This window comes from Bradyrhizobium sp. UNPF46, from assembly GCF_006658625.1.
Lineage (GTDB): Bacteria > Pseudomonadota > Alphaproteobacteria > Rhizobiales > Xanthobacteraceae > Bradyrhizobium > Bradyrhizobium nitroreducens.
On record NZ_LFJB01000086.1, the window covers coordinates 20,084 to 44,187 of the forward strand.

Annotated in this window: 24 protein-coding genes and 1 tRNA gene; 13 read left to right on the plus strand and 12 right to left on the minus strand. The window is 61.8% G+C overall.

What is annotated here, in order from left to right:
- Positions 1–118: 118 nt before the first annotated feature.
- Entirely contained in the window at positions 119–775 is a 657-nt protein-coding gene (locus tag UNPF46_RS30845) for an aspartate/glutamate racemase family protein (RefSeq protein WP_142252510.1), read from the minus strand.
- A gap of 1 nt (position 776) precedes the next feature.
- A complete protein-coding gene (locus tag UNPF46_RS30850) occupies positions 777–1,547 on the minus strand; it encodes a GntR family transcriptional regulator (protein ID WP_142252511.1) in 771 nt (256 codons plus the stop codon).
- Between the two features lie 198 nt (positions 1,548–1,745).
- Here UNPF46_RS30850 and UNPF46_RS30855 point away from each other — a divergent pair, with 198 nt between their 5' ends.
- The 7 genes from UNPF46_RS30855 to UNPF46_RS30885 all read left to right on the plus strand — a co-directional run bounded on the left by UNPF46_RS30855 (position 1,746) and on the right by UNPF46_RS30885 (position 7,673).
- Positions 1,746–2,867, plus strand: a complete 1,122-nt coding sequence (locus tag UNPF46_RS30855) for an ABC transporter ATP-binding protein (protein WP_142252512.1) — start codon at positions 1,746–1,748, stop codon at positions 2,865–2,867.
- Between the two features lies 1 nt (position 2,868).
- Positions 2,869–3,918 carry an extracellular solute-binding protein gene (locus UNPF46_RS30860; protein ID WP_142252513.1) on the plus strand — a complete coding sequence of 350 codons (1,050 nt, stop codon included), beginning with the start codon at positions 2,869–2,871 and terminating at the stop codon, positions 3,916–3,918.
- Positions 3,919–4,776 (plus strand): ABC transporter permease, encoded by an 858-nt coding sequence (locus tag UNPF46_RS30865; RefSeq protein WP_142252514.1) that lies wholly within the window; start codon positions 3,919–3,921, stop codon positions 4,774–4,776.
- Positions 4,766–5,575, plus strand: a complete 810-nt coding sequence (locus UNPF46_RS30870; RefSeq protein ID WP_142252515.1) for an ABC transporter permease — start codon at positions 4,766–4,768, stop codon at positions 5,573–5,575. Before UNPF46_RS30865 ends, UNPF46_RS30870 begins: the two co-directional genes overlap by 11 nt.
- Positions 5,576–5,577: 2 nt before the next feature.
- Positions 5,578–6,489, plus strand: coding sequence for a polysaccharide deacetylase family protein (locus UNPF46_RS30875; protein WP_142252516.1), 912 nt, complete (start codon positions 5,578–5,580; stop codon positions 6,487–6,489).
- A 198-nt stretch (positions 6,490–6,687) separates the two neighbouring features.
- Positions 6,688–7,188, plus strand: a complete 501-nt coding sequence (locus UNPF46_RS30880) for a hypothetical protein (protein ID WP_142252517.1) — start codon at positions 6,688–6,690, stop codon at positions 7,186–7,188.
- Between the two features lie 11 nt (positions 7,189–7,199).
- Positions 7,200–7,673: a hypothetical protein gene (locus UNPF46_RS30885; protein WP_142252518.1), complete on the plus strand. Its 474-nt coding sequence runs from the start codon at positions 7,200–7,202 to the stop codon at positions 7,671–7,673.
- A 53-nt stretch (positions 7,674–7,726) separates the two neighbouring features.
- Here UNPF46_RS30885 and UNPF46_RS30890 read toward each other — a convergent pair whose 3' ends face one another.
- A complete protein-coding gene (locus tag UNPF46_RS30890) occupies positions 7,727–8,332 on the minus strand; it encodes a TetR/AcrR family transcriptional regulator (RefSeq protein ID WP_100178260.1) in 606 nt (201 codons plus the stop codon).
- 158 nt (positions 8,333–8,490) lie between these two features.
- Between UNPF46_RS30890 and UNPF46_RS30895 the strand changes: the two genes are divergently transcribed.
- The 3 genes from UNPF46_RS30895 to UNPF46_RS30905 all read left to right on the plus strand — a co-directional run bounded on the left by UNPF46_RS30895 (position 8,491) and on the right by UNPF46_RS30905 (position 9,739).
- Positions 8,491–8,868, plus strand: coding sequence for a tautomerase family protein (locus tag UNPF46_RS30895; RefSeq protein WP_142252519.1), 378 nt, complete (start codon positions 8,491–8,493; stop codon positions 8,866–8,868).
- 102 nt (positions 8,869–8,970) lie between these two features.
- On the plus strand, positions 8,971–9,342 hold the full coding sequence (locus UNPF46_RS30900; RefSeq protein WP_100178258.1) for a hypothetical protein: 372 nt from the start codon (positions 8,971–8,973) through the stop codon (positions 9,340–9,342).
- Position 9,343: 1 nt separating this feature from the next.
- Complete coding sequence (locus UNPF46_RS30905; RefSeq protein WP_142252520.1) at positions 9,344–9,739, plus strand: GFA family protein; 396 nt, start codon at positions 9,344–9,346, stop codon at positions 9,737–9,739.
- Between the two features lie 48 nt (positions 9,740–9,787).
- On the opposite strand, the gene UNPF46_RS30910 is transcribed toward UNPF46_RS30905, so the two are convergent.
- From UNPF46_RS30910 to UNPF46_RS30920, 3 genes are all read right to left on the minus strand, one after another.
- Positions 9,788–10,720, minus strand: coding sequence for a CobW family GTP-binding protein (locus UNPF46_RS30910; protein WP_142252521.1), 933 nt, complete (start codon positions 10,718–10,720; stop codon positions 9,788–9,790).
- A gap of 3 nt (positions 10,721–10,723) precedes the next feature.
- Positions 10,724–12,214, minus strand: a complete 1,491-nt coding sequence (locus UNPF46_RS30915; protein WP_246668767.1) for an amidohydrolase family protein — start codon at positions 12,212–12,214, stop codon at positions 10,724–10,726.
- A gap of 166 nt (positions 12,215–12,380) precedes the next feature.
- Positions 12,381–13,499, minus strand: a complete 1,119-nt coding sequence (locus UNPF46_RS30920) for an alpha/beta fold hydrolase (RefSeq protein WP_142252522.1) — start codon at positions 13,497–13,499, stop codon at positions 12,381–12,383.
- Positions 13,500–14,505: 1,006 nt separating this feature from the next.
- Here UNPF46_RS30920 and UNPF46_RS30925 point away from each other — a divergent pair.
- Positions 14,506–15,531 (plus strand): alpha/beta hydrolase, encoded by a 1,026-nt coding sequence (locus tag UNPF46_RS30925; RefSeq protein ID WP_142252523.1) that lies wholly within the window; start codon positions 14,506–14,508, stop codon positions 15,529–15,531.
- A 140-nt stretch (positions 15,532–15,671) separates the two neighbouring features.
- Here the strand turns inward: UNPF46_RS30925 and UNPF46_RS30930 are convergent, their stop codons facing one another.
- From UNPF46_RS30930 to UNPF46_RS37985, 3 genes are all read right to left on the minus strand, one after another.
- Positions 15,672–17,177 (minus strand): restriction endonuclease, encoded by a 1,506-nt coding sequence (locus UNPF46_RS30930; RefSeq protein ID WP_142252524.1) that lies wholly within the window; start codon positions 17,175–17,177, stop codon positions 15,672–15,674.
- Between the two features lie 382 nt (positions 17,178–17,559).
- Entirely contained in the window at positions 17,560–18,261 is a 702-nt protein-coding gene (locus UNPF46_RS30935) for a hypothetical protein (protein ID WP_142252525.1), read from the minus strand.
- A 149-nt stretch (positions 18,262–18,410) separates the two neighbouring features.
- Positions 18,411–18,487: transfer RNA gene (locus tag UNPF46_RS37985), tRNA-Glu, on the minus strand.
- A 112-nt stretch (positions 18,488–18,599) separates the two neighbouring features.
- Between UNPF46_RS37985 and UNPF46_RS30940 the strand changes: the two genes are divergently transcribed.
- Positions 18,600–19,985: a tyrosine-type recombinase/integrase gene (locus UNPF46_RS30940; protein WP_142252526.1), complete on the plus strand. Its 1,386-nt coding sequence runs from the start codon at positions 18,600–18,602 to the stop codon at positions 19,983–19,985.
- A gap of 5 nt (positions 19,986–19,990) precedes the next feature.
- Here UNPF46_RS30940 and UNPF46_RS30945 read toward each other — a convergent pair whose 3' ends face one another.
- From UNPF46_RS30945 to UNPF46_RS30955, 3 genes are read right to left on the minus strand one after another with little or no spacing between them, the layout of a single operon-like run.
- Complete coding sequence (locus UNPF46_RS30945) at positions 19,991–21,133, minus strand: alanine--tRNA ligase-related protein (RefSeq protein ID WP_142252527.1); 1,143 nt, start codon at positions 21,131–21,133, stop codon at positions 19,991–19,993.
- Between the two features lie 14 nt (positions 21,134–21,147).
- Positions 21,148–21,669 (minus strand): dCTP deaminase, encoded by a 522-nt coding sequence (gene dcd, locus UNPF46_RS30950; protein ID WP_142252528.1) that lies wholly within the window; start codon positions 21,667–21,669, stop codon positions 21,148–21,150.
- Positions 21,670–21,689: 20 nt separating this feature from the next.
- Positions 21,690–22,181 (minus strand): dCTP deaminase, encoded by a 492-nt coding sequence (locus UNPF46_RS30955; RefSeq protein WP_142252529.1) that lies wholly within the window; start codon positions 22,179–22,181, stop codon positions 21,690–21,692.
- 227 nt (positions 22,182–22,408) lie between these two features.
- Here UNPF46_RS30955 and UNPF46_RS30960 point away from each other — a divergent pair, with 227 nt between their 5' ends.
- Entirely contained in the window at positions 22,409–23,998 is a 1,590-nt protein-coding gene (locus UNPF46_RS30960) for a hypothetical protein (protein ID WP_142252530.1), read from the plus strand.
- The last annotated feature ends 106 nt before the right edge of the window (positions 23,999–24,104 follow it).

Sequence of the window (24,104 nt, forward strand, 5' to 3'; positions counted from 1 at the left end):
CGCGACGGCACGCAATGTGGCGTCGCGCGACGTCGTTACACGTCGAGCACGGCAGAGGTCATGTCAAGGAAAACAGTTTTCCGCGTCGCGGCCGATGCCGCGGCGCGGAAAAATCACGCTACGCCTCAACGAGGCGAATGATCCGCCGCACGGCTGACGGGATCGGCGTGACGACCGGCACGGCGAACATCGGCTGAAGCTCGCGTGCCGCTTCACCCAGCGGCCCGCCGCCGATGATGACCGCCTCCGCTCGGTCCTGCGCGATGCAGGCCTCGACTGCGCCGGCAAGAGCCGTGCGCAGCTGCGTCGGATTGCGCAGAAGCTCAAGCGGATCGCCGTCGGCAAAGCGCGTGCCGGTGTAGAGCGATCGCAACCCCAGCGCATCAGGCAATGCATCGATCTTCGCATTGAGCAGCGGCGTCGTGGTCGCCACGCCGAACCGGCGACCGTCCCCGGCAGCTTCCAGCATCGCGGATTCGCCGATGCCGACGGCGGGCAGCTTCATCGCGGCCTTTATCGCAGCGAGCCCGGGATCGCCAAATGCCGATACGATGATGCCGTCGCACTCACAGCTGTTGACCCGCGCGATCTCCTCAACCTCCGGCGCCGCCGCCTCCAGCGCATCCGCCGAGAGAATCATCGCGGGCGCACGCTTCGCGGTGGCGCCGACAATGTCGAAACCATCGGCGGCAGCGGACCTCGCAATCGCCACCATCATCGTGGTGGTCGCCTCATTGCTGTTCGGATTGATCAGGAGGATGCGCCGGCCGGTCATGCTATCCGCCCGCCCGCGCCCGTGCGCCGATCTCCTGGAAGATTGCGGTGAGCTCGTCGACCTCGTCTTCACCTTCCTTCGGCCGGATCCGTTGCTCCATCTCCTCTATGTGATGACGCATGGCGTGGATCGCACCGGCCTTGTCGCGGGCGAGGATCAACGCGCCGATATCGGGATGCGCATCGGGCGAGCAATCCGGCTCGCCCGGCTGCTCGAAGGTCGCGATCGCCAGCGATGTTCGCAGCATCAGCTCGCGCGACATCTCCAGCAGCACACGGTTGCCCGCGAGCTTGGCGACCAAGACGTGGAATTCCGCCGTCAGCGACAGCGAGGCCCAGCGGTCGTTGCGATCGTGGCGCGCTTCACGATCCATATGCGCCTTCAGCTCGGCCCTGCCGGCTTTGTCCAGCCGGTCGATCGCGGCGCTCACAGCCGCGGTCTCGATGATGCGGCGCGCGGCAAAGATGTCCTGCGCCTCCTCCCAGCTCGGCCGATACACGAAGGCGCCGCGGTTGGGAATCTGCATCACGACCTTGCGCGAGGCGAGATGGGCCAGCGCCTGGCGGATGTGAATCCGCGTGGTGCCGAACGCCGCCGCGAGCTTGTCCTCGCCGAGCTTGGCACCCGGCTTGAGCCGCTTCTGGCTGATCGCGGTCAGAATACCCTGAACCACCGGATCGTCGTCGATGCTGCGCGGATCGACGGCCTCCGGCTCCCTGTGCTTCGGCTCGGAGCGCTTCGGCTTGCGCTTGAGGGTACGGGTTCGCTTCATGTCTCGCTTTTACAGGATTCTGGCAGGCCGCCGCAGCCCATTTTCCATCCAAACCTGCCGCATAATTGTTCACAATACATATATTGCATTGGCGCCAATTATTGGCGCCAATATATTACCACGGCATTTCCAAGGCCTTAGCAAGCGAGCCGCGCTGGCACGGCGATTGCTACCCCCTCGCGCAGGGCAGCGATAAGGATGGAGCTGGCGTTGAGTGACGTGCGCGGACATTCGCTCGATCTGAAAGGCATCGGCCACGCCTTTGGCGCGACGGTTGCGCTGGACGAGATCAATCTCACCGTCGCTGCCGGCGAGCTGATCGCGCTGCTCGGGCCCTCCGGCTGCGGCAAGACCACGATGCTTCAGATCATCGCGGGCTTCCTGCGTCCATCCACGGGCGAAGTCCGCTTCGATGGCGCGCGGGTCGAGCACATCCCCGCCAATCGCCGCCGCATCGGCATGGTGTTCCAGAACTATGCGCTGTTTCCGCATCTGAGCGTATTCGAGAACGTCGCCTACGGACTGCGCGCACGCAAACGGCCTAACGCCGAGATCGCGGCGAAGGTCGAGCAGATGCTCGGCCTCGCCCAGATGGCGACCTACGCGCGACGGCTTCCGGGGGAACTCTCCGGCGGACAGCAGCAACGCGTCGCACTGGCGCGTGCGCTTGCAATCGATCCGGGCCTCGTCCTGCTCGACGAGCCGTTCTCGGCCCTCGACAAGAATTTGCGCCTCGACATGCAGATCGAGATCAAGAGCCTGTTGAAGACGTTCGGCGTCACCTCCATCATCGTCACGCACGACCAGGAGGAAGCGCTGTCGATGGCCGACCGCATCGTCGTCCTCAACAAGGGGCGCATCGAGCAGATCGACAGCCCGGATGCGCTCTACGACCGCCCGGCGAGCCTGTTCATCTCGAGCTTCATCGGCCACACCAATCTCCTTCGCGGCACCGTCACCGACGCCGACCGCGTGCAGCTGGACGCCGGCCCCGAGATCGATCTCGGCCGTTCGGTTCAGCGCAGGCGCGGCACGCCGGTGACGCTCTCCGTCCGGCCTGAAAACATCGCGTTCGGCGCCGAACGGACCGGCGCCATCCCCGTCACGATCCGCGCCACCGTGCCGCTCGGCGCCATCAGCGTCACCGAAGGCGTCACCGCGAGCGGGGAGGCCGTGAAGATCAGTCAGGCCCGCGCAGCCGGCACTGCAAGAGCGCGGGCCGGAGAGACGGCCTGGCTCGCGATCTCCGATGTCTCGCGCGTCAGCATTTTCAGCACGCCGGTCGACGACGTTTCCAAGCATCAGCAGAGGAGTGTTTGATATGAGCCTGTCCCGTAGATCGCTGCTCACCTCGGGTTCGGCCGCGCTTGCGGCGGCAGGCCTGGGATGGCCGACATCGTTGCGCGCCGCCACTTCGATCGTGGCGACGACCTATCCCGGCAGCTTCGACGAAGCCTTCCGTTCGGTGGTCGGGCCGGCCTTCAAGAAGACCGGCGACGGCAGCGTCACCTTCACACCGCTCTTGGGTGTCGACCAGATCGGCAAGATCCAGGCCTCGCGCAACGCCCCGCCGTTCGACGTGGTGCTGTTCGACGAGGGCCCGCTGATCCCGGCGATCGCGAGTGGCGTGCTGGAGAAGTTCCCGGTCGAGCAGTCGAAATCCCTTGCCGACATTCCGAGCGCGTTCCGCCATCCCGACGGTTATGCGCCTGTCATCACCTGTCAGTTGATCGGCATCGCCTACAATCCGAAGAAGATCACGACGCCGCCGACCTCGTGGGAGGATCTGTGGAGGCCGGAATACAAGGGCCGCGTTGGCATCACCGGGCTCGGCTCCAGCCTCGGCACCGCCTTCATGGTCGAGATCGCCAAGCTCAACGGCGGCTCCGAGACCAATATCGAGCCGGCCTTCGCGGCCATGAGGAAGCTGCTGCCGAATGTCGGGGCGATCGCCGCGTCGCCCGGCGCGCTGGCGGCGCTGTTCCAGCAGGGCGAGATCGATATAGCCTTCAATTTCTGGAACAACGTCGCGCTGCTCGCCGCCAAGGGCGTCGACATCGCCTTCGCCAAGCCGAAGTCCGGTGCTGTCGTGATCCGCACCAGCGCGCAGATCGTCAAGAACAACCAGGATCCGAAGGCGGTGCTCGACTATCTCGACACGGTGATGTCGGTCGAGACGCAGAAGGGCCTGGAGGCAGCGCCCTGGATGATGATGCCGACCAACGGCAAGGTGGCGCTGACCGGCGCCAACCTCACGGTGGCCAAGAGCGTCGACGACCTCGTCGCCAACAACGTGCTGCTCGACTGGACCAAGTTCCAGCCGCTGCGCGGCGAATGGATCACCCGCTTCAGCAAGGAAGTGAAGATCTAGATGTCGTCAGCCAGCGCGAATGCATCGAGACAATTGTTGCCGGTGATCCCGCTGGCAGCGCTGTTCTTCGCAGCCTTCGTGCTGCCGCTGGCCGCACTGGTGCTGGTCAGCCTGTTCCGCGATCCGCAATTCTCGGGCCTATCGCTGGTCCAATATTTGCGATTCCTGTCTGATCCGTTCAGCCTCAAGGTGCTGTCGGACACGCTTTGGTTGGGAGCGGAGGTCGCGCTGGCGACGCTGATCCTCGCCTACCCGCTCGCGCTCGTCTATGTCGCGAGCGGCCCGTTCATGCGCACCCTGATCACCTTCCTGATCATGCTGCCGCTCTTGACCAGTACGGTGGTGCGAACCTTTGCCTGGATCGTCATCCTCGGCCGCGACGGCATCGTCAATTCCGCCATGCTGTCGCTGGGGCTGTGGCAGGCCCCGGCACGCCTGCTTTACTCTTGGGAGGGCATGGTCCTGGCGCTGACGCAAATCCAGCTTCCCCTGATGGCGCTGCCTGTGATCAACAGCCTGCTGCGGCTCGACGGCAATCTGACGCGCGCGGCAGAGGGGCTGGGCGCGAGCCGCGCCCGGATCTTCATCACAGTCATCCTGCCGCTGACGCTGCCGGGCGCCATCGCCGGCTGGCTGCTCGTCTTCGCTGCCGCCGCGACCGCCTTCATCACCCAGACATTGGTCGGCGGCGGACGCATCATTTTGATGCCGTCCTATATCTACCAGCAGGCCGTCGGCGTGCAGGACTGGCCGTTCTCGGCCGCGCTGTCGCTGATCTTCACGCTGGCAGTGACCGGAATCGTGTTTGCCATCGGTGCCCTGTCCCGCCGCTTCGTCCGAGGCGTCGATGCAGCGTAGTCTCGTTGACCGGATCTACTCCACCGTCGTCGGTACAATCACCGGCTTCGGCATGCTGCTCTTGCTGGGGCCGACGCTGGTCGTGCTGATCATTTCCTTCACCGGCGGCATCACGCTGAAATTCCCGCCACCGAGCTGGTCGCTGCGCTGGTATGTCGAGCTGCTCCAGTCGCAGGAGATCGTCGAGCCCGCGCTGACCAGTCTCAAGGTCGCCGCGGCCGCGACGATCCTCTCCGCCGTTTTGGGCGGCGCCGCGGCGCTCGGGCTTGCGCGGAGCAAGTTGAAGACGGCGCGGTTCCTTGATGCGCTGTTCATGTCGCCGATGGTGCTGCCCGCGATGGCGTTCGGCCTGTCGCTGCTGCTGGTCTTCAATCTGCTCGGCATCCGCCTGTCAGCGGCGACGCTGGTGCTTGGCCATACCATCATCTGCGTGCCCTTCGTGATCCGGATGGTCGGAGCGTCGGTGCAGCAGCTTAATCCGGTGCTGATCACCTGCTCGCTCAGCCTTGGCGCCAGCCGCTGGTACACTTTCCGCCGCGTCACGTTGCCGCTGATCCGCCGCGGCATCGTCGCGAGCTGTTTTGTTGCGTTTCTCACTTCATTCGACAACGTCCCGGTGTCACTGTTCCTGGCCGATGCGCGCACCGAGGTGTTGCCGATCAAGCTCTGGGCCATTCTCGAAGGCAGCCTCGACGTGCGCGTCGCCGCCGTCTCCGGCGTCATCGTGCTGCTGACTCTGGCAGGTCTCGTCTGCGCCGAAATCTTCGGCGGCGTCAGCCGCCAGATCGGAAGCCGCTGACCATGCCGATCGAGCGCGATCTTCGCGGATATGGAAGAGCACGACCCGATATCGTCTGGCCCAACGGCGCCCGCGTCGCGGTGTCGCTGGTGGTGAATTTCGAGGAGGGCGCCGAGCTCGCGATCGAGCAGGGCGATGCCGAGACGGAGCGCTATGGCGAGGTCGCCTCGACATCACCGCCGGGCGTTCGCGATCTCGCGCAGGAGCAGGTGTTCGACTACGGCCTGCGCGCGGGCCTGTGGCGCTTCCTCGACGTGTTCGCCGAGGCAAAGATCCGTGCGACATTCATGATGTGCGGCCGCGCCGTCGAGCGCGTGCCGGATCTTGCCCGTGCCGTGGCCGAGGCTGGGCACGAGCCGGCGGTGCATGGCTGGCGCTGGCTGCCGCACGCGCTCTATGGCGATGCCGAAACCGAGCGTCGCGAGATCGAGAAGACGCGCGACGTCATCGCCCGCGCGACCGGCGTCACGCCGGTCGGCTTCATGTCGCGCGGCAGCCAGAGCATCTGGACACGCGATCTCCTGACCCAGCTCGGCTTTGCCTATGATTCCAATGCACTCGACGACGATCTGCCGTATTGGAGCCGGTCGCCATGGGGATCCATGCTGGTCCTGCCCTACGGCTTCGACACCAACGACATGAAGTTCTTCCACCCGAACGGTTTCGTGCAGCCGGAGGATTTTTCAAACTACGTTGGCGCCGCGCTTGCGACGCTGGCCGAGGAGGCCGAGCGCGGCCGATCCTCGATGCTGTCGATCGGCTTTCACCTGCGCATATGCGGCCGGCCCGCACGCTTCCGTGCCGTGCGCGCCATTCTGGCCCAGCTGGCGCAACTGGAGGGCCGGGTCTGGGTTGCAACGCGCGCCGACATCGCGAAGCATTTTCGCGATGTCGCAGAGAAGAAGTCGCGCTAGGCCGCGCGCACGCCTGCGACTTCACTTCGCTCGCCTCCCGGCCGGGCCACACCCCGCGTCCGAACATCGAACGCTTCAAATCTAGAAGCCCTCGATATCGCCCCTGCCTGCGTTGACTTGGAGAGGGCTCTGGCGGAACGATCGATGCACACATCCAGCGCCGGCGATGGCGCACGCGCTGCAGAGGCCAGAGGCTCCATGCATCCATCGACACATCACGAAACGCTCGACCTGCCGGCGCTGAGCGCCGCGGAACGGCTCTTCATCTGGGGATTCCGGGCCAAGGCGCGCAGCGGAGGCGCGGTTCCGACCGCAGCCGATATCCAGCAAGTGTACGACCATTTTCGCGTGGGCGATGCCGTGCTCTCGCTGGAATCGATCATCGAGATCTTCGCCTGCACCGCCCATACAGCCATCGAAGTGCACTGTCCGACTTGTCCGCGCATGTCGGACAGCGAGCACGGAATTCTGCACGCCATCGCCGCGGCACAGCAGGATCGCATCGACATCGTGCGCGAGCGGTTCGAGAACTGGCTGCCGCCAGTCGGCGCCGATTGGGCGCTCGCGCCGGTGCGCGGTCTCGCCACGATCTTCCGCATGGCGGGCCTCGTCCTGCCCGACCGGCAGGTGCGGTCCTTCGAGCATGATCGCACCATGGCGATGAAGAGCTGGCTGGTCGGAAGCCCGACATTGCACTGACGAGATCGTTGATGACCCCGGATATTTGCGGTTCTGTGACGATCCCGGACGCCGGCCAGCCGCGGCTTTGTCCGCTCCAGGCCGCGCTTGCGGCGCGTCCCGGCGTCGAAAGCTACGATGATTTCTGCCGCGTCGCGCTGTCGCTGTTCCGCTTCATCGGAGCGGCCTATTCGACCGGCGCGTCCGATTGCTGGGAAGCGGCCTATCGCTTCGCCGACGAGGCGCCTGATATTGCCGACAGTCCGCTGCTGGTGGCACGGGCTGCAGCGCTGGTCCGAATCCTGCGCAGCGGCCGGCCATGCGAGCTGTGCTTCATGCCGCCGTCGTGCCGGCGCCTGTCCAAGGACGAGGCTGAATTGATGCGCCTCTTGACGGTCGCGCGCCGCAACCAGCCGGGCGAGCTCGAATCCATCGTCGGCCAGTTCGTCGGCTCCGGCAAGGAAGATGCGGCGACACGGGCGGTCAACGCGCTCGCGTTGTGCTGATAGCTGTTGTTTGCGCATGATCTTTCCGGAAAACCGCTTCACACTTTTCCGGATCATGCGCTACCTCCCTTCCTGCCGAGCACGAGATCGATCGTGTGCCCGGCGATCTTGCGCAATTGCGGCTCGTCACCGAAGGCGCGTTCTAGCACGGCCAGCCCGCGCGTCACCGTGATGATGTGCAGCGCCGCGGCCGCGGGATTGCCGTCGAATTCACCGCGCGCCGCACCCGCCGCCAACGTGTCCTGCACCAGTGCGGTGATGCGCGAGATCAGGCTTGCAAACGCCTCGCGTGCGTCTTCATCCAGCCCCTCGCCTTCGGCAGCGCCGAGCTCCATCAGCCCGCGCGTGGTCGGACATCCCCGCGGCGGCGTGCCCGAGCGGAAATTGGTGATGGTGAGATCGAAGAATGCGGTGAGGCGCTTGCGCAGGGAGCCTGTGCCGAGCGCCTTTTGCAGCGCTGCGAGATAATCCCCCGCATAGCGTTCATAGGCCTGCAGGAACAGCGCCTCCTTGCTGCCGAACGCATTGTAGAGGCTGCCGCGCTGCACGCCGGCATCGCGCGCGATGTCCGACAGCGAGGTGCCGCGTACCCCCTTGCGCCAGAACTGGTCGAACGCGATGCGCAGTACATCGTCGTGATCGAACTCGCGCGGCCTCAAATCCCGCCTCTCAAAATATTTGACACGGTGTCAAGAACATGCTTTCTCGACATCGTGTCAAAAACTGATCGGGATTGATAGCCCGTTTCGTCAATGAGCCGACGGCCGGCGCGGATGATGCGCCTGGCTGATCGAGCCTGCATGCAGAGGGACGTACGATGCCTCTCCCCCACATCTCCATGCGCGAAGGAAAGCCCGACGTCTATCGCCAGGCCATCCTCGACAGTCTCTACCGCGCCATGCGCGAGGCGCTGAACGTGCCCGAGGGCGACGAGTTCATGACCATCAGCGAGCTTTCGCCCGCAAACTTCCGCTGCGGCAATGCCTACGGCGTCGACCGCAGCGAGGATGCCGTGCTGATCCAGATCACCGTGTTCGCCTCGCGCACCACCGAGCAGAAAAAAGCGCTGTACCGGCGCATCGCAGACCTGCTCGGCGAAAGTCCGGGCATCCGGCCCGAGGACGTGTTCATCAACGTGCTCGACGCTCCCGCGGAGAACTGGTCGGTCGGACACGGCGTCGCCCAATTCGCGTGAGCTTGGCGGATCTGCCGATCCCCTCTTGAGAATTGCCGGCCGGAAGGGTCTGATAGGCGCGGGAGTACACTCTGCCCCACGCAGCCCAGGGACCTGAACGGCATGACAATGTCGGTCGAGCAATTGTGGAGCCTGCCGGAAACCGCGCTGGTGGGCGCCTATGCGGAAGCGCGGCGCCGCTACGCGGAGAGGAAATTCGAGCGAGACACCCAGCGGGCGCGGCTCGAATGGATGCGGGCAAAGCTGTTCGTCAACACGCAGGGCAACGTGACGGAACGCAAGATGGCGGTCGACGTCTCCGAGGAGCTGGCGCGCAAGGGCCAGGAGGTGCGCGAGATGACGCGCGATCTCGACATGCTGAAGATCGAGGTCGACGTGATCGACACCATGATCCGGCTGCGCGGCGCACACGGCGCTCCGGCGGTCCACGCCGAGGAGGCCGCCGAGAAGCCCGCCGAGCCGGAGGGGGAATGAGATGGCCGCATTCCGCGGAAGCTGCCTGTGCGGCGAGGTCGCGTTCGAGGTCGAGGGTCCGTTCGACCGCTTCCTCAACTGCCATTGCTCGCGGTGCCGCAAGGCGACCGGGACCGCGCATGCCTGCGAGGTGATCGTGAAGGCCGGGGCACTGCGCTGGCTGCGCGGGGAAACATCCGTGCGACGCTTCGACCTGCCGAACGCGCGCAGCTTTGCCACCGCGTTCTGCGGGACTTGCGGCAGCCCGATGCCGCATCTCACGCGCAGCGGGCGCGAAGCCATCATCCATGCCGGCGCGTTCGACCAGCCGCTGGGCGCGACACCCGACCGGCATGTGCATTGGGCGTCGCGCGCGGAATGGTATGCGCACGGCGACGGATTGGCGGTCGAGGATTGAGGCTGCGCCCGATCTGATCTGGCACGCCTGCAATTGGCGCGAACCGCTCTAGCTGCCGGCAACACAAGCCTCCATGATCGCGTCGAGCTCCGCCTTCGAGAGCACACCGAGCTCGGCGATGAAGACGATCCGCGCGCGCGGCGCGCCTGCCGCCGGCGCATCATCGCCAGGGGCCAGCGTGGCGCGGCCGGCGGCGAATTGAAACACCATCTGGCGGCCGGGCTGCTCGATCGTCTCGAACAGACCCTTTGCGCGCGCAAGTTTTGGTGCCAGCTTGCCGATCGCCTGCTGCAGACGCGGCAGCGAGAGCGGACGCTCCGAGGTCCAGCTCAAGGTCTCGAAGCGTTCTTCCGCCGGGCGTTTTGGGCCGGGCTCGCGCGGCGCGGGGGCGCGCGCAACATGCGCGGGAAACAGCAGGGCCGACGGAATTGCGCCGTGCTTTGCATCGACCACCACGGCAGGGACGCGTTGCGCGCGGATGGCCTCGCGCATCCGCGCGCCCGCGCCCTCGTCCGCGAGATCGAGCTTGCTCAGCGCGACGATGTCGGCGACGCGGAGCTGCGAACGATGCAACGCGTCATCCAGCGCGGACGGCAGTGTCGCCGCGTCCATCACGCAGAGCACCGTCTCCAGCGGCGCCTCGCGCAGGATCACGGGGTCCATGAGGTTGCGCACGATGTCGGCGGGATCGGCGACGCCACTGGTCTCGATGACGATATAGTCCGGCTTCGGATCGCGCCGCAGCAGCGTCGACAGCGTGCGCAGGAGATCGCCTTCGAGCGAACAGCAGATGCAGCCATTGGCTAGGCTCACGACGCCGTCGCTGGCACCCGCGATCAGCTCGGCGTCGATGTTGATCGCGCCGAAATCGTTGACCACGGCAGCGATCCGCCGCCCCTCCGCATGCGCCAGCAGCCGGTTCACGACCGTGGTCTTGCCGGCCCCCAGAAAACCCGTGACCAGGAGAATGGGGACCGGCATCGATCAGCTCGCGACGACCGGGCGGCGCACCGGCTTGCCGGGCCGCGCGTCCACGTCGAGGATGCCGTCGCTGATCAGCGGCTGGCCGCTGACGACGAGATGCCGCACACCCTCGGACGGACGGTTCATCGCCGTGAACGTGGCGCGATCCGAGAGCTTTTCGTAGTCGAACACGACGATGTCGGCGTCCGCATCTTTCGCAAGCCGGCCCTTGGCGCGCATCGCGGGCGTGCTCTGCGACAAAATCTCGGCCGGGATCAGCGCGCATTTGCGCACGCCTTCCAGCAGCGACACGGTCTTGCGCTCGCGCACCCATTCGCGGATGAACTTGGTGAAGCAGCCGGCCGAGCGCGGATGCGAGGTGGCATCGTCGGGCAGCGGCCAGGCATCGCCGGTGTAGGTCTTGCCGTCCGACGTCGTCCACGGCATCGCGTCGGAGGCGATGGCGCCGCCGGGATACAGCACCGACATGTCGAGCAGGTCGCGGTGATGCGCGTTGTGCTCGGTGTCGAGGATGTGCCAGAGCACCAGCGAGGACGGCTCCTCCGCCTGCGCCTTCAACAGCTCCTCGCGGTCGTGGAAACGATAGCCGTCGGTGACGCGCTGCACGGAATCATAGCCGGTGCCGTTGCGTTCGACGAATTCGGGATCGCTGAAGAAGGCGGCGGCCAGCACGGTCGAGCCGGTGCCGTAAGGATAGGCCTCGACCGTGATGGGGAGGCCCTGCGCCTGCGCCTTCTCGATCAGCCCGCGGCAGCGTTCGACGTCGGTCTTGCTCGACGAGTTGAAATGGCAGATGTGCATATGCGCGCCGGTGGCGCCGGCATAGCCGATCAGGCGAACATAGGCCTCCACCGCGCTCTCGGGATCGATCCGCGACATGAAGGCGACATGGGTGAAGGTCGGCACGTCCTTGGCTGCCGCGAGCTGGCACACCGCGGTCAACTCCTGCACGCCGGCACCCGGCGCGTAGGCGTTGAGGATGCCGATACCGATGCCGCCTTCGTTCAGGCCGCGCGAAAGCCGCTCGAGAATGCCTGATACCTCCGTATCGGTCGCGACATTGTCCATCCAGCGGCGGTCGCGCATGGCGTTGCCGAACGCCTCCAGGGAGCTCTCGGCATTCGAGCCCGTCATCGCGCCGATGCGCGCGAACGCCCAGTTGGTGGCGGCGCCGTAGTTCAGCACGCGGCCCTTCCGAGCCTGGCGCTCGTACCACGACCCGACCGGCAGCACGCCGGCCTCGAGATCGAGCGTGGTGGTGACGCCGTCGAATGCCTGCATGCGGTCGGCCGGGATCGACTGGCCATGGGCATGCAGGTCGATGAAGCCGGGCGCGACCACCAGCCCGGTCGCGTCGATCACCCGCTCGGCCCCGCCGAGGCCCGTGCCGACCGCGGCGATCCTGCCATCCACCACCGCCACGTCGCCGATCGCGTCCATCCCGCTCGCGGGATCCACCACCCGACCGCCGCTGATTACCAAACCGCTCATATCGTCACCCCGAAAAACGATTGCCAAAACCCCCAAAGGCCCGGCAGCAGCTTTGGAGGCGGAGACCGGCCGCATCGCGTGCCGTCCCGGCGCGCATAGAGGCAGATTTTCGGGGGAGCGACTACCGCCGCCAATGCCGACGCATCATGCGGAATCGCGCGCGCCGTCAGAGCCCATCAAACCAGGTTTTCCACTTCGGCACGGCCGTCGCGAAGGTGCCGCGATGGCTGGTGCTGCCGGTCGAGACCGCCTCCACGGCCTGGTTGCCGCTGCCGATCGCGCGCTGATAGGTCATGGCGAGCTGGCCCAGCCCGACGCTGATGGCTTCGTCGCTCTCGCCGTAATAGTTGCGGACCGGGCTCTTGACGATCCAGCGATACGCCTGCGTCTGCGCGACCAGGCGCCCGTAGGCCGATGCCGCGAAGAACTGCGGATCGAAATAGTCGGCGCGGATCAGCTTGTGCAGGTCGGTGGGGACGTCGGCCGGATTGAAGGGTTCGCGCATGTAGGCCTTGCGCGATACGTCGTAATAGGCATCCGCGATCAGCGAGCGCGCGAGCCCCGGCACGCCGTAATAGTTCTCGAAGGAGAACGCCGTCAGGATGAACAGCGAATTCACCCAGCTCGCATCGTTCTTGCGCGGGAAATTGAGGAAGCCGTTGAGCGCCACGAACGCGTCGACCGGCGCGCTCGCGGTGGCGACCGCATCGACCTTGACGCCCGATTGCTCGAGCTTCTCGAGCATGGCCATGGTCACGAACCCGCCCTGCGACCAGCCGGCGAGAAACAGTTTCGTCGTGGTGAGCTTGAGATGATCGAGCACGGCGCGGCTCGCCGTCAGCATGTCGGAGGTCGCCTGCTGGTGGCTCGCCTTCACCATGTAGCCTTCCGGCTCCGACGACGTGCCCAGCCCGAAATAGTCGGCGCCGATCACGACGTAACCCTGGCCGGCGAACTGGGCGATCATCAATTGCGTTTCCGGCGACTGCTGCGGAAACGAGGGGACCTCCTGCTTCCCGTAGACGGTGCCGTGCTGATACGACACCATCGGAAACGAGGTGCCGCTGTCCTCGGGGATCGCGAGCAGTCCGGAGGCGATCGTCGGCTTGTTGCCGCGCTCGGGCACGACGGACGAATAGGTCACGCGATAGAGCTGGACGGCGTTGCGCGCCGGGCTGTAGGCGGTGGTGATCCCGGCGAAGGCAGGCGTGTCGACCTGCAGGATCTTGTTGAGCTGATCGGCATCCCAGCGCGCGATGCGCTGATATTCGATGCTGGCCGACAATTTGACGATTTGGCCTTCCTGCCCATGGGCGGAGCCCCCCGCGAGAAGCTGGACGAGAAGCAGGAGAGAGAAACGCCAAGCCGATGTCATGCAGGAGACCCGTCGTAAAAGACTTTGGAATGAACAGGCGACAGGCCTAAGCCGGTTCGGTTGAGATTGTGTTGCACCTGGCCTCGCGCCGGGCTGGAACCGGCCCGTCGAACCGTGCGCGATTGTCGCAGGTCGGTTTGAGGCACGCGGTCGCGGTCTCGCGGCAATGATTTGCCCGAGCTGTGCTCCTCGTCACACCCTCTCGAAAGAAAGGGTGCAGGGAAGGCCGGGCGCCGGCTGGCACCCGTGAAGACCCCCGTGCTGAACAGATGCACACGCCGTGCACAGGGGAGATACAGGGCAGCCGATACCAGGCCTTCCCTGCGCGATGGTCTGACGGCCAGTATGCCGCGCTCTCCCGGGAGCCGAACTTTCCTTTTGGCCTCCCTCGCCATTCGAATTGACGATGCCGTTCGCCCGGTTGAGCTCGCGCATCTTCGAACAGCTTGACCGTGGCAACGACGGCCAGGACGACGCGGTTTTGCCGTACGCAGGAGCGCCGTTCGTCTTCGCGGATCACGCGCGCTCACGAGGTTCTCTCGCCCTGCACGCGCAAGCTCCGCCTTTAACGCCGCCCGCGTCCACCGCAACTCCCAGCCCGCGTTCGAAACGACGTACGACCGCCCCTCTGGTGGGCCGGGATGGCCACCGCATACGACAAATCCGAATTTCGGTAAAGTGGAATATTTTCGCGGAAAGGGGTTGACAGCACGGTGCGCTGTTTCGCCCAGCATTGGAAATCCATCCGCGCATCCGGCCGATGCTGCTCTCCGACTCGGTCGCTCCCGAGCGCCGGCGCGACGCATTGCCCTGCGCATGACTGCACAAGACAGACTCCGCCGTCTTCTCGCCCCCATTGTCATTCAGGGACAGGGCGGGGCGGCGTTATGGCGGGCAAAGTTCCCAAAGGTTCCATGTGATCGTCAGATCTCTTCTGCAACGCGACTCCCGCCATGCTGTTTCGCGCCGCGCCGTCCTGGGCGGACTTCTCTCGGTGGGGAGCGCAGTTGCTCTCGGCGGATGCGCAGGTCTCGGCGCGACCGGCGCGCGTTTCGATGCGTCGTCGCTATCGGCCGATCCCACATTGCTTGTCGCCACCACGCGCAAGGCTGTGAATGGCGGTCGCACCAAACCCTGGTTCGGGCCGGAGCGCGCGTCCAGCATGACGCTCGCGCGCGCCAGGCTGGTGGCTCCGGACGAGAGCCGCCTGTCGCTCGCCTCGGTCGGAATAGGCGATTGGCGTCTTGATCGGATCGAACCGGTGCCGGCCGACGCCGGCGATCTCGCTGCGCAGACCGGCGGAGGCGACGTGCTGATCTATGTGCACGGCTTCAAGCAGACGTTCGAGACGGCGGTGCTGGATGCAGCCCACCTCTCCGATGGGATCAGGTTCCGCGGCCGGACCGTGGTGTTCTCCTGGCCCTCCAAGGCCGGACTGTTCGACTATGCCTATGACCGCGACAGCGCGATGTGGTCGCGCGACGATTTCGAGCGCGTGCTCTCTGCGCTGGTGTCGGCACCAAGCGCCGGCCGCGTGCACATCGTTGCGCACAGCATGGGAACCATGTTGACGCTCGAAAGCCTGCGCCAGCTCTATGCGAAATACGGCGACACGGTCACCGGCAAGATCGGCGCGGTGGTGTTCGCCGCGCCCGACATCGACATGGACGTGTTCTCGTCGGCGGTCCAGCGCATCGGCCCGCTCGCCGGCAAGATCACCGTGATCGCCTCGACCAACGATCGCGCGCTGGCGCTGTCGGGACAGCTCGCCGGCGGCATGACGCGGGTCGGCGCAGCCGAGAAAGCCGCCATCGCGCGGCTCGGCGTGCGCGTGGTCGATGCCTCAGCGGAAGGCTGGGGCATCATCAACCACGACCTGTTCCTGTCGAACGCGGAGGTGCAGAAGGTGATCCGGCGGTCGATCGATGGGACGACGGCGTAGGGAGCGGTGAGGCGTTTTAAAACGCGATGAGATTTGGGCAAAGCGTCATCGTGATTTAGTTGTCGTTTCCGCGTGATCTTGTCCCTCGCATTTGCAAAAGCAGGTGATAACAGACTGTCCGCCCGGTGCGCTCGGTGCCGTCAGTCATCATCTTTAAGCCAAGTGGGCGCGATCTCCACGATTACAACCTCTTGATCGTCTGTAACGTCCCGAGTTACTTGGCGCTGGATTTCGTGTCGCACCTTCAAACGCTCAGGCTGATCTGCCAAATAGTCGCCCAGCCGCCCCTTGAATACGTGCCGCACCTCAACCGCGCGCTCAGATTCATGCGGATTTCGAATAGCGCCTTCGATGAAGACAACATCTCCTTGCCGCAAGAAATCGTACCGGCCATCTATCGCTGCCAATTCATCGAGCGAGAGCTCGTATTTCAGGTAGGCGCTCAACACATCGGAAGCTAAAGCGACTTTTCGGTCGCGATGTATGCGACGCTTTATCTTCCTAGACTGGAAAGGCTTAGGAAAGAACGAGATACGGCGCCAGGAGTCATCTAATGGTACCTTCTCGCCTCCGACTGTGAGCTTTTCGTAGAAGCCGGCATAAGGGCCAGAAGCGCTAGAAAACTCAACGTACAGGTGGGGACATTCGAAGCTTCCATCTCCCTTGGCATCGATAAGCGCGATATCAGAGTACGGTAAGAAGCCAACAATCTCAAAGCTTCCCCGTTGCGAACGAGGTAGAAAGTCCCACCATGTATGGACTTCTTGGACTTTCTTGCTTTCTTGTTTACGCTCTTCGTCGTCGACATCCTTCCGGCGGAGCACCAACCGGTTGGCATGATCGGTGAAATCCCATTCCTTGTTGATCTTGTCGACAAAAGCGAAAAACTCGCGATTCTGAACTAGCAGCCCCTTTGGATGATGACGAACTACGGTCCGATAAATCCAGCGTGGCCGCTTCTTGAAGTCGGGATATTCATCCGCGTAGGGATAGTGCAGATCATTGATGTCTCTGATAAGGACCTCTCTGTCGATGAAGGCGTGTGGGTCTCCTAAGAGCGTGTAGAGCTTGTTCTTGGTGTTCACCGCAGTCCGAATTTCGGTGCTGCGTGCACGCCGACGGCTTACGAGGGATATCCCAAAAAATGTGAAGAGAATGCGATCGTTCTTCGGTAAGTGCAGCATGTCTTCAAGTTCAGGGCGGCCCCATAGGTAGAACTCCATCACTCCTTTCTTTCGGAGTTCGGCACGAAAGAGGTCATAAGACGGCTTCGAGAAGACCGCCGACGCAGCGAGGATGTAGCCATACGGTGGATCGCCCGGATCGACATCAGACAAGATCTTCCTCACGTCAGATGGCGTGATGGTCTTTTCACGCTTTACTTGTATCATCCATCTAGGACCTTCCATCGGATGTTGCGGCTCGACAGGCTCGTCCTCGTCGCTGTCAGTAGCTAGGGAAGGTAGCTTCTCGAATGCACGAATGTCGAAGCCGGCGTCGCCGCCAGCCCTTCCGGTAGCCTCGATACTCTGCCATTGCCGGAAATCATAAATCAGCTCGCGCACGAGGTCCTCGAACCGATGCGGGTCAAGGTCTTCAAAGTGAATGGGTCCAAAGGTCCGCGTTATTGCGGCTTTACGAGCCATGAAGTAGGCCTCTAAACATGGTGATCAAACCATCGATCTAGGAAGAGCCATGCTTTGGCACAGAATGCGACGATGCTAATGACTCGCGCGGTCACCGTGACGGCGGCATCGATCCGCTTCATCAACCAGACAAGGCGTCGCCAAAAACGAGACTCAGAAAACTTCTTCATAGGCGCAGTCCTCCATTGAAAGAATCAGGACTGCGACAAGAAGAATGTGCTCGGTGATTTGCGGTCTGCGCAAGCGAAAGCGCGCTTGTATCCGCCACTTTGTGAAATCGGTGGATAGTGATCTTATAGATGGGCCCGGTGTGCCTAGGAGACCGGCCTCATAACCTTAGCAGTTCGTGCGGCCGAACCCGTCGGCTACGCACCGAAGGGCCTTAAGGGGCAGGAGCGTCCTCATCTCCCTTTTTCTTTGCAGGCGAGGGAAGCTGACGCCTTGCTTGACCGTCGCTCTTCGTTGGCGATGGAAGCTGCCTTGTCTCCTGCGCCTCCTGTCGGACCCCCAGCACCTCGGCGGCGAGCTTAACCCACTTCCAGGCAGGCTCCATTTCCTTCGTAGCAGCCCCGCCGGTGCGTGCGAGCGACAGAAAGATGTCGTTGAATTTCTGGAGCCCGGTGCGGTCGCGGTCCAGCTCCTTAAGAAAAGCATTGAGCTTGTCGAGGAGATTTTCCTTCTTATCCTGCGCAAGTGAAGATACTTCGATGATCTCCTTCACCTTCTCGATATACGCGCGGACGTGTTTCTTTTCGTCAGGACTGAGCACCACTGTCTGCGGATCGCCAGCCCGGGCGTTGGCGATTTGGCTCCGGATTGCGAAGCGATCAACTTCACGCTTGAAGATCCTGAACTCGTCGGGAACGTCTGAAGAGCTTGGATGAGGGATCGTAAATGGGGCAAGGAACGTAAGGCCAAGGGCATCGGCCACTGCTTTAGTATGCTCCATGTACTCGATTAGTTCGTAAACACTCAAGTTGGCTTGGTTGTTCAGCCTGACGCGGAGTTTTCTCTCAAGGCGGACAAATGCAATGTCCGGGGGGCAATCCGCCGCTTCGGCGAAATCATCCTCTTGCATCACCATTAGAACGACCTCCTCCCGCCACCATCATCTTGGTAAGCCGACGCACGTTGTTCAAGGCCGATTGCCCCTTTGGGATAGCGCGATACGCGGCTCTAACTTGGTCGGCGAAGATGGGGAAAGAATGAGGCCAGCTAAATCACTGAAATTGCTGGCGCTCCCTAGGGGAATCGAACCCCTGTTTCAGCCTTGAGAGGGCCAAATAATGAGTCCTTCTCCGTTCGCCAGCGTCCGCCGACGTTCAATAATTTCAATATGTTGCATGCCAATAGTCCAGTATTGTTCGCCAACGTACATGGGTTTATATTCAACGGATATTCGACGTAACACCGGCGAACGCTATGTCTAAGACTCTCACCGAGGCTCAAGTTACGACGGCTAAAGCGCGCTCTAGGCTCGAGCTTGGCGTGCATTGGCGTCGCCTGGATGCAGAAGCGCATCTGGGCTATCGCAAAGGAAGACAGAGCGGCGTTTGGTTTATCCGCTGGCGTAATCACCACGAAGGCGGCAACTACAAGCAGGAGCCAGTCGGCGTCGCCAACGACATCAATGACAAGCCCGCCGACGGGATTCTGACCTTCGAACAGGCCGTGAGAACGGCACGGGAGGCCGTAGCCCGAGCCAGAACAGAAGCCGCGTCGCAGGCAGCGGGCCCGGCTCCTACCGTGCGATCGGCCGTTGAATCCTACGTCAGGGAACGCGATGCTCGGGAAAAGCGCCGAACAGGTCGCGACGTCCGATCCGACGCCGGTACCAAGCTGCGGCGCTACGTTCTTGGTCAAGAAAAGCGCGGCAATCAGGAAGCTGCGGAAGCTGCTCCTCTTGCATCGGTGCATCTGCATGCCTTGAAAGAAGACGACTTGATAACGTGGCGTGAGGGTTTGCCGGAGGACTTAAAGGTCACGACCAAGCAGCGGTTCGTGAATGACCTCAAGGCCGCGCTAAATGCCGCGTGGCCACGGCTTTCCGCAGATCGGAAGAAACTAAACCCGACGTTCCTCGCCATTGTGAAGGCCGGCTTCAAAGCCGAGCGGATCGATGATGATGACGTTGTGTCGGTTGCTCGGGATAATCAGATTCTCACGGATGAGGAGATTGGCGGCATCCTTCAAGCTGCGTATGAAGTCGATCAGGAGCAAGGATTTGATGGCGATCTATGTCGGATCGTCGTATGTCTGGCCGCGACCGGCGCGCGGTATGCCCAGGTCAGGCGAATGCGCGTGGGCGACGTACAGGTTTCTGCACGGCGTTTGATGGTGCCGGGCTCCTACAAGGGGCGCGGCGGCAATAGCGGCTCAGACCCGGTCCCAGTGGCCGACGATGTGATTGAGGTGCTTTTGCCCGCAATCGCCGGGCGGCCAAGCGATGCACCTCTTTTCGAGCGATGGATCCATGAACAGGAGCCGAGGGGCATCGCGTGGAAGAAGTCTGAACGCGGTCCGTGGAAAAGAGCCGAACTTGCACGTCCCTGGAAGGCCATTCGCGAGCGCGCCGGTATGCCGGAGGTGATTCCCTATGCTTTGCGGCACTCGAGCATCGTGCGCGGTCTCCGAAAGGGCTTGCCCATCCAACAGGTCGCCAAACTGCACAACACCTCAGTCAAAATGATCGAGCGGCACTACGCGAAATACATTGCGACCGCCTTGGAAGACCTCGCAAGGGCGGCAGTCGTGTCCCTAGTTCCGCGGAGTGATGGAAACGTGGTGCCGATGGGCAAACGCGCGTAGTTGTCTTAGATTGTGCCGCGCATTGCTTTCCCGACCGCGATCGGCTCGCGAGGTCCGAATTCACACCCTCGTCGAAGAGTCATAAAAATCGCACTGACCTTCTCGTTCATTGTTCTCGCTGTGTGTCCATTCCGCAATTTCATCGCGTTCAAATACTCTGCTATTTTATCTGCAATTCCCGACGCGACTCCGAATTCTTCACGTTCGAATAGCTCGGCGCACGCGCTGACTTCGGCCGGATCGACTTCTGTCTTCTCACACAGTTCGGCGGTCGACCGCAAGTAACGACGAAGTATGTATGACCTGCCCGTAGGACCAGGCCGAACTCCCGCATCCAAGATGACGACAGTGGCGCTAATGGCATCTGCCAGCTGAGTTACCAGGGGGGACAAAGGTAGCAAGAAGTCACAAGCAAGTGAGGCCACCATTGGGTTAGGAAGGTCCAGGATGCGGCTAATGATGGTTTCCACCCCAAAACCGATCTCTACAGCAGTTGGACGACCTCCTGCTTCTATCACAATGATATTTCCAATATCGCGGATGGCACCTGTCACGTTGTGCACCACGCCGAAATTGCAGTTCCGTCCGCTTATTCCATCCATTCCGAATTTGTGCGTATAAGCGATCGGCTGAGACGCATCGAGTTCGACGCAGCCTAGAAGGCCTGCACAACGCCAATAGTGAAGCAGATCGACATCTTTTGATGCGGCCTGAATGCGCAGCCGTTCGACTGGAAGCGCTAGCTCGTCAACTAAGAACCGCCAGGTATCGGCGGCAAGGCGATCCACTTGGTCCGGCCGGACGAGGGCCCCGAGTCCGGAGAAGTAGGAAGCCCAACTCAGATTATGAGCATCATTACCAAAGTACTTCAGATTTTGAGTGCGGAGACAATTCTGGACAATGAACAACCCCTCGTGAGGCACAGAGCTGGCAGCTAAGTGTGGTTTCAGCGTGCTAATTGCCGACCCCGTAAACAATACACTGGTATCAGTTTCTGGAATGATCGACCCAGGCGCGTGTGGCAAATAGCCTTGAGATCGGAAGAATGAGCAAAATCGTTGGCGAATAACGTCTCTGAGATCCGCGATTGCACGACGGTCAAGCCGCGCATCGGTTGCAACTTCTCGCCCGGCAATTCTCGCGCTCATATTTTCCTGACGTCCTAGGCCGCAAAGTCCCTGTACACTTCGGAAGCGCGGGGCCCGCGCGATCCTTGATATTTTCCTTCGTATAACTGGATGTCCCCCTTCGGAATCCAAAATGTCACCTGCGCGATCGCCACACCGGGGTACAACCGAATTGGCAGGGTGCTGTGCAGTTGGAACGTCGCTTGGCCGTGTGATCCTATGTCGATGATATCAGCTGTGACGTGGACAAATAAACCGAGGCGCGCAAAGCCAGATTTTGCATGGATCAGCGGCACGTAGTGATCGCTTCCAATTATCTCGGTGCTATGACCGAGTAGGAAATCGCCGGCCTTCATAAGTACGCCTTCAGGCCCGACCGTAAAGCGCTGATGCGCGTTTGGCTTTTGAGGATCGATTATTGGCTCGGTGTAACGGATAAAGGTGGACCCCAACGTCAGGTCATAGGAATTAGTTGTCACCTTCGCTGAATCGAAAGGATCAATATTGATTTTCTTGCGACTAACTTCTTGAATGATGGTATTGCCGGTCAAGATCATGACTGAAAATAGCCTCCAAGCTAAAGCCTCGATGGGGTTGGACCACTAAAGGCAGCGTATCCTTCACGATAGAGATTTGGACTTCCATAATTCTGCCAAAACGAAATCTGCCCTATCCGCATGTACGGATAAATTTTGAACGGCAGCGCTGCGACAATTTCCAGCGTCCACTGGTGCGATGAGCCCGTATGCCCAAGATCAGCCGAAACCTGTAGGAAGAGACCTAGACGGCCTAACGAACTACGCCCAATCAGGCGCATTGCGAAAGTGTTGCTGCCAAGCACTTCGAACGTGTGGCCGAGGTACATCGTTCTCGGCTTGAGCACATAGCCATCGGCGGGCAAGTCGGCGTGTTCGAAATTGAGTTGCCCATCCTTAAATGTCGGAACGGCGATCTGCCTTCCAAGACGATAATTGTAGCTATTCGGATTGATCTGCGACGGCTCAAACGGTTCGATCTTGATCCGACCGATCGATCGCATTGACCGAATTTCTGAACCCGTCAAAATCATTGAGCGCTCCCGAAACTCGATCAACGCGTCCGCTTCGAAGGTATTTCTGACTGCCGTATGAGGACGATAGTTTAGCGTCACCAAGCGCGGGCACCAATGCTCTGAATTGCGAATAATCTAATAAACTCAATTCGATAACCGCCGGCGCAACCGCAATTTTTGTAATTCTTGCTACAATCGGAAAAATTGATAGGCTACTTTTAGTTGCGGGGAAGGGCTCAAGGCAAATGGAAGACGTAGAATTCGCGCCGTTCGATGCGGACGCCGCCCAGACGCCCTATGCTTTCTTCTGTACCACCTTCATCGCAGCACTGGAGCAGTTGCATCACTCCCTGCCAACCCACCCCACGGTCCGCAGCAAATTTTCGGCATTGGTCCACCACGGGTCCGTGAGATGGCCAAATCGATTGACGAAATACTTTGCCCGATTTGACCGGGAGCAACTGCGTGAGAGTGGAAGCGCAATGGAGGAGTCAGGCGAGTTTCTGGAAGCGCTTTTGGATGCTTTCTTGGAAGATCACACGCAGTCCCGCAACAGCTTGGGATTCTTCACTAGCTTCCGCGAAGCGCTCAGCAAATATCATTTCCGTCTCGATCGCGTCCTCAAGGATTTCTCGTATGACGAGAAGACCTCCGACCAAGAAGGCTCGGAGATATCGGGTCCGCTGCACATCGAATTCGAGGAATTCCGCGCAAAGGGTCGCAAGAATAGTGCGCATCAGAAGACCGATGCAGCCAAACAGCTTTCGACAGTTGTTAAACGTGTGCTTGGGTCGGACCGGATCGGCACCTACTTCGTCAGAAACCAAGCGCTCCCTTTTCCGGGGATCCCGGCACACGATGAGAACTTCCTCAAATCGCGGCTGCACGGGCTCAGGCACCCTGGTTCCGCAGCGGTACGGAAGGATTACGGACTATTCTGCTTGATACGGCAGAGTCGAGGACTAGTGAATAAGGACCCTCTCCTCGTCGAAACGATCGTTCGTGACGTGCTTTGGCTTCGACCACAGGCGGAGGAAATCGGCGAGAGAACAATTTGGACTGGGGATGGCGCGCAGTCCAAGCTAGGATACTTTTTCAGCACGGTGGATGACCTGGTCTTTACAGTGACGAGTGTTTCCAGGCGGGGCGATCTCCTCATGCTAGATCTGGTCGCCTTCTGCTCCGACGACACGACGAGGTGCGGATGCCTCTATCTGGCTTCCGCCTCTGAGCCGGTGAAGCACAATTTCTCAGTTGGCACCCTCATGGGGACGACGCGGGAGGCGCCTAGAACCGGGGGCTGGTCGGTCATAGGCGCACGACCGCGCCTCGAAGATTCGGAATCCAACCGAGCCGATACCGACTTGTCAGTGTATAGTGATTTCCTAAGTGCCAAAGCAGGCGCTAGGGATTACTTCACCACGATCGCCTCACTCTCCCAATATGTAAAAACGACTAGATTGGGAGGTGTGATCTACTCGAAGGCGTGGGAGGCAGACTCTCAAGCTAAGGCGCGGCAGAACATGAGACAACGGCGCGCCGCATTCCGCGACTTGCTTTGGCTCGCGCCTGAGGAGCGTGAATTGCTCCGACGAACAGTGAAGGATGAGCTCGCAAAATTGGGAGACTCCCCCTCCCTTGATCAAATCGAGGAACTGCTGCTAGACAGATTCATGGCCGAGGCATGCTGCTCAATCGTGCCTATGAACGTCGCTATGGAGACCATCCGACGTCGGCGCGACGAACTGAGCGGTCTCGTACAAAGGCTATTGGAGCGCGGCGAAAACGACTGTTTGGAGTATGCCGCGTACCGTGACCGGTTCGAGTCGGCTTGAACTCGCTCATAATGTGCTGAACGAGGCGGCAAGAGGCTACTTTCCACGAAGTAGGACGTTCTCTTCGCCTGCAAGAGCTTCACGTCGAGTTGCTAGCAGATCAGAA

Coding starts and splice junctions, on each gene's coding strand:
- UNPF46_RS30845 (WP_142252510.1), bottom strand. CDS start 775: ATGACCGGCCGGCGCATCCTCCTGATCAATCCGAACAGCAATGAGGCG.
- UNPF46_RS30850 (WP_142252511.1), bottom strand. CDS start 1,547: ATGAAGCGAACCCGTACCCTCAAGCGCAAGCCGAAGCGCTCCGAGCCG.
- UNPF46_RS30855 (WP_142252512.1), top strand. CDS start 1,746: ATGGAGCTGGCGTTGAGTGACGTGCGCGGACATTCGCTCGATCTGAAA.
- UNPF46_RS30860 (WP_142252513.1), top strand. CDS start 2,869: ATGAGCCTGTCCCGTAGATCGCTGCTCACCTCGGGTTCGGCCGCGCTT.
- UNPF46_RS30865 (WP_142252514.1), top strand. CDS start 3,919: ATGTCGTCAGCCAGCGCGAATGCATCGAGACAATTGTTGCCGGTGATC.
- UNPF46_RS30870 (WP_142252515.1), top strand. CDS start 4,766: ATGCAGCGTAGTCTCGTTGACCGGATCTACTCCACCGTCGTCGGTACA.
- UNPF46_RS30875 (WP_142252516.1), top strand. CDS start 5,578: ATGCCGATCGAGCGCGATCTTCGCGGATATGGAAGAGCACGACCCGAT.
- UNPF46_RS30880 (WP_142252517.1), top strand. CDS start 6,688: ATGCATCCATCGACACATCACGAAACGCTCGACCTGCCGGCGCTGAGC.
- UNPF46_RS30885 (WP_142252518.1), top strand. CDS start 7,200: ATGACCCCGGATATTTGCGGTTCTGTGACGATCCCGGACGCCGGCCAG.
- UNPF46_RS30895 (WP_142252519.1), top strand. CDS start 8,491: ATGCCTCTCCCCCACATCTCCATGCGCGAAGGAAAGCCCGACGTCTAT.
- UNPF46_RS30900 (WP_100178258.1), top strand. CDS start 8,971: ATGACAATGTCGGTCGAGCAATTGTGGAGCCTGCCGGAAACCGCGCTG.
- UNPF46_RS30905 (WP_142252520.1), top strand. CDS start 9,344: ATGGCCGCATTCCGCGGAAGCTGCCTGTGCGGCGAGGTCGCGTTCGAG.
- UNPF46_RS30910 (WP_142252521.1), bottom strand. CDS start 10,720: ATGCCGGTCCCCATTCTCCTGGTCACGGGTTTTCTGGGGGCCGGCAAG.
- UNPF46_RS30915 (WP_246668767.1), bottom strand. CDS start 12,214: ATGAGCGGTTTGGTAATCAGCGGCGGTCGGGTGGTGGATCCCGCGAGC.
- UNPF46_RS30930 (WP_142252524.1), bottom strand. CDS start 17,177: ATGGCTCGTAAAGCCGCAATAACGCGGACCTTTGGACCCATTCACTTT.
- UNPF46_RS30935 (WP_142252525.1), bottom strand. CDS start 18,261: ATGGTGATGCAAGAGGATGATTTCGCCGAAGCGGCGGATTGCCCCCCG.
- UNPF46_RS30940 (WP_142252526.1), top strand. CDS start 18,600: ATGTCTAAGACTCTCACCGAGGCTCAAGTTACGACGGCTAAAGCGCGC.
- UNPF46_RS30945 (WP_142252527.1), bottom strand. CDS start 21,133: ATGAGCGCGAGAATTGCCGGGCGAGAAGTTGCAACCGATGCGCGGCTT.
- dcd (WP_142252528.1), bottom strand. CDS start 21,669: ATGATCTTGACCGGCAATACCATCATTCAAGAAGTTAGTCGCAAGAAA.
- UNPF46_RS30955 (WP_142252529.1), bottom strand. CDS start 22,181: ATGATTTTGACGGGTTCAGAAATTCGGTCAATGCGATCGATCGGTCGG.
- UNPF46_RS30960 (WP_142252530.1), top strand. CDS start 22,409: ATGGAAGACGTAGAATTCGCGCCGTTCGATGCGGACGCCGCCCAGACG.